The sequence below is a fragment of the Acinetobacter rudis genome (genome assembly GCF_000829675.1).
GTDB classification, from domain to species: domain Bacteria; phylum Pseudomonadota; class Gammaproteobacteria; order Pseudomonadales; family Moraxellaceae; genus Acinetobacter; species Acinetobacter rudis.
In genome coordinates this window covers 1-3,916 of sequence record NZ_BBRX01000127.1, presented here as the reverse complement: position 1 = coordinate 3,916, position 3,916 = coordinate 1, and the positions used below count along the sequence as shown (strand labels likewise).

Below are 3,916 nucleotides of genomic sequence, written 5' to 3'. Positions count from 1 at the left end.
AATCTGGACAGCTAGGGGTAAGGCTTAACTCAAGAGTTTGTGGTTTAGGTTTAATTTGTGTACAAGATACTTTTATTAAGCTCAACACAACAGTAGATAACTTAACAGCCAATATTAACTTTAGTGAAGGCTTAGGTTATATCCATAACTTACCCATCAGCAGCGCAATGTATTTAGGTCTACAAAACAAACAACTACGCTGGCCTGGCGCTGAGGAAGTTGCAAATCCAGGCTGGTGGTTATCTTTACAAGATACTGTAAATCTAGGCGATATATCACCTCGTGATCAAGTAGATATCTCTTCTGTCTATCCACAGTTTGCACAGATACTGGGGGAAAAACTTAAAGAAGATCAATATAAGATTAAAGTAAGTATTATTAATGGCTTACAAGCTTTTTTTCAACAAGGTATTACTAAAAATATCTCCCCAATTAATATGCAAGGTGAAAGTGTCAATATTGCTTTGAAAAACCTCATTCTTGATACGCAAAATGTTACCCCAAACTGCTATGGCGGTATGCGCTTTTGTTAGTGAGATTGGATGATGCACTCATCTAGGTATTTCGTCGGAAATATCATTTTAATAAGCGATTAATTTTGCATGATCAATAAAACAACTTTAGTATGTGTGATATAAAACACCAAATTTAAATTAAAGGGTGATGGATCTCGGGATATGAGGTCGGGATAAAATGATGCGGAGCATCGTAACAATAAGGAAGATCATGATGATGAGTATTGATCGCTGTTTATTTCCAAAAAGTTTAATCGCAGGCTTAGTCGGTCTGTGCCTAAGTCCAAGTTTATTGGCTTTGGAAGTGCTCAGTGATGATCATTTAAGTGAAACTACAGGTGCTGGAATTGCGATCTTGCCACAGGATACTTATTTTGTATTTCGTGGTGAAGGTGCAAATGAAAGTAAAGCGACTTTATTTTCAGACCGTAGTAAAGATACTGGTTATTTTAATTTTATTCCGGTTGGCCCACTGAGTTTACAATCCCAAGATACCAATAAGGATGGCGTGGTGGATGGTCGAGATCATTCTGTAGGTAAAGCTGACTTATATGTGTATGGTTTGGCTTTGTCGCGTTCGGATAATAATAGTAACAGTCGCCTTGCCAATAGCGAAGATCTTGCCAAAATCCGCAGTTGGGGTACAGCGACTAATCCATGGATTATTAAAGTTGCCACAGAGAATAATGTCCCTAATTTTGGTCCAAGTAATTGTAGTGGTGCAGGTGACACTAACTGTCAAGTTTCGTATTTGAGCCTAGAAGCACCTTTATATGAGGTTGGTGCGCGAGACGCTGCCGGTGAAGATGCCTATAAACTTAAACTTGCTACTTGGGTTGATGCTTTTGTGCTTGATCAGAGTAAAACGCCTACAGACGCTAACTTATATCATTTAGGTGAAAAACCAGGAAGCTCAGACCCGAATCGCGCCAACCGGATACGCCTACAGGCAATTTGGAATAACTTTAGTATTAATGGTAGCCGTATTCAGCTTTTTCAAACACTGGGCGGGGCAACCGATACTGGAGGCATGAGTCCGTTTTATAACAACACATTGGGTGGCTCAGTATTACTGCGTCTCAATAGTGGTGATAGTAAAGGGATTACGGCACAAAGCCCTAATATTTTACGTTTAAGTACACGTGAAATGACCAATAGCCAAAATTTACAAACACCTGCTCTACATGGTATAGCAGCACCTACATTTGATGCCAATGAAGGGATCTTTATACATAACCTCAATGTCAATTTGGTGGTGGGCAGCTTATTTCAACCGATTATTTTAGGTTCTGATGGTAAAAATTTTAGTTTAGAGGTCGCGCGTATACCCAATAAGGCTGAGATTTATAAAAAGATCTACACCAATTATGACAATATTAATCCTGCGAGTAATGGTGGGTATTATGGTTCTACGTGTAATGTTTATAGCTGTGGAAGCAATGGAAACAGTCTTTATCAAGGAACTAATGCAACACATAGCAGCATTAGTTTTGGGACCACACAGTACGACCAAAGTAAAAACTTGTTGACCGCTGATAAAGGGCCAACAGCAGTGGGTATTTCATTTGGTAATCCAAACCCTATAAATTTACCTACAAATTCACCTACGCTGAACATGGGTTCAGGTGTCGTTGATGGTGTGCTGATTCAGCACCTAAAAATCACCACCAAAGGCTTATAGGAGTAGGGATACATGAGAAATTATGGCTTGGTACTTTTGGCTTGTTTAGCAAGTACAACACTGCATGCAGATCTGGTTGCCTTAGATAATACGGCCTTACAAGCTGTAGAAGGTCAGGCTGGTGCAGATATTTCATTAAAAATAACAATGAACCAGAAAGCCGATGGTAGTTATGATCAATCACTTTGCTCCGATGCAGGTTATTGTCACTTTGCTATAGGGGTCAATAATCGTTATGTGCAATATCAAGCAGGGGACAGCAATGACTTATGGACTAAACCCAGTAGTGAGTCAGGACGTAAGCTCTGGCTGGTATTTAAAGGTACACAGGGTATGCTCAATATCCAGCGTTTGGGTTTAGATGGAGTCGATCTACGTTATAAAGATAAAAGTAATATGGAGATTTTAAAACCCTCTATACAACTGAGTTTAACTGCTGCTGTACCTTTACAGGTTCGGAATTTTGGTTTCGATGCGATGTCAATTGAACAAGATTTATTTGTAAGTAGTGCAACCCAATCTGGTAGCAGTAGTAATGCAGCAGATTACGGCTATTTAAAATCAACACGTTACTCTGGTGCGCCTGCTGATTTTGCCACAGGTAAATCTTCAGCTTTTGACCAAGGAAAAGAAGTGGGTTTTATGGGATTGCGCATGAATGGCAATATGGCGATCAACAGTAAAGTCATGGTGTTTGGTTGCGATGCTGGTCATGGACGTTGTTAATCACGATTGAAGTAGGGGATGAATTACATGGGATGTATCCGTCAAACTCGAAAAACATTTTCATGCACTTACTTGAGTCTAAGTATTGGCTTAATGATGTCTCAGGCACATGCCTTACAAGCGATGGATGATGGTGCTTTACGTGCCATTGATGGCCAAGATGGCATCAGCATGAATATTGGCTATGACAAAGTGAAAATCGATCAGCTGTCTTGGCAGGATCAAGCTTCAACAGGCGCAGATAACCAGCAACGTCTTAATGCACAGTTAAATCAAATCCAAATTGATCGCGGTACTTTACCCACTGGACAAGCGCTAGGCACAAAAATTGATTTAGATGTATTTAGTAGTCAAGCCGGACAGCCTGGGCTTAATTTGGCGGTACAGTCCACTTTAGGAAAAGTACGTGCTGAACAATTTATGCTGTGTGCAAGTCAGGACTGTGCAGATTCAAAGTCACTCGGGGCGATTGAGCTTGAGTCATATAATCCGATGGTTTTCAATATGTTGACCACTAAAGGATTGTTAAATCAAGACAGCAAGGCTTCACTAGGACTGTCGATTAAAGATGCTTCATTGGCGTTAATACAAAAAGACCAAAATGGGGTGAACAATAAGTTTGGCCTACAAAATTTCACCTTTAATTGGAACAGTGCGGGGTATATGTATGTTGATCCTCAAGCTGGTTTAACGTTAAAAACAGGTGCAGATGGTTTTGCAGACTTTATACGCGATGACATTACGGGTCGTCCTGGGGTGAATTTAGAACTTGCAGTCAATGGTCAAGGTTTAATCCGAGGAGGAATGAGTGGTCGTTTAGTTAATGGTTTCGTGCAGCTGGGCGCAGGTAAGAGTTCATCAGACTTGTTCGGTACACAAGCCAATAACAATGCTGGGGCAAATGGATTAAAACTGCGTATCGATGGTCAGTTTACCAATGATTTAGATCAACTTGGTGATAAAGCCACGACTTTGGAGCTCGGTTCTGCTGGTC

The 3,916-nt window shown here is 40.4% G+C and carries 2 protein-coding genes and 2 pseudogenes; all 4 read left to right on the top strand.

The annotated features are described in order from the left end of the window. Positions 1-533, top strand: a pseudogene (locus Aru01_RS18405) (hypothetical protein); the annotation flags it as partial. 193 nt (positions 534-726) lie between these two features. Next, a pseudogene (locus tag Aru01_RS18035) lies at positions 727-2,118 on the top strand (hypothetical protein); the annotation flags it as partial. A 90-nt stretch (positions 2,119-2,208) separates the two neighbouring features. Continuing rightward, entirely contained in the window at positions 2,209-2,922 is a 714-nt protein-coding gene (locus tag Aru01_RS18030) for a DUF6160 family protein (RefSeq protein WP_016657294.1), read from the top strand. 27 nt (positions 2,923-2,949) lie between these two features. Beyond that, on the top strand, positions 2,950-3,916 hold a 967-nt coding region (locus Aru01_RS18025; RefSeq protein ID WP_042111760.1), incomplete at its 3' end, for a DUF6160 family protein.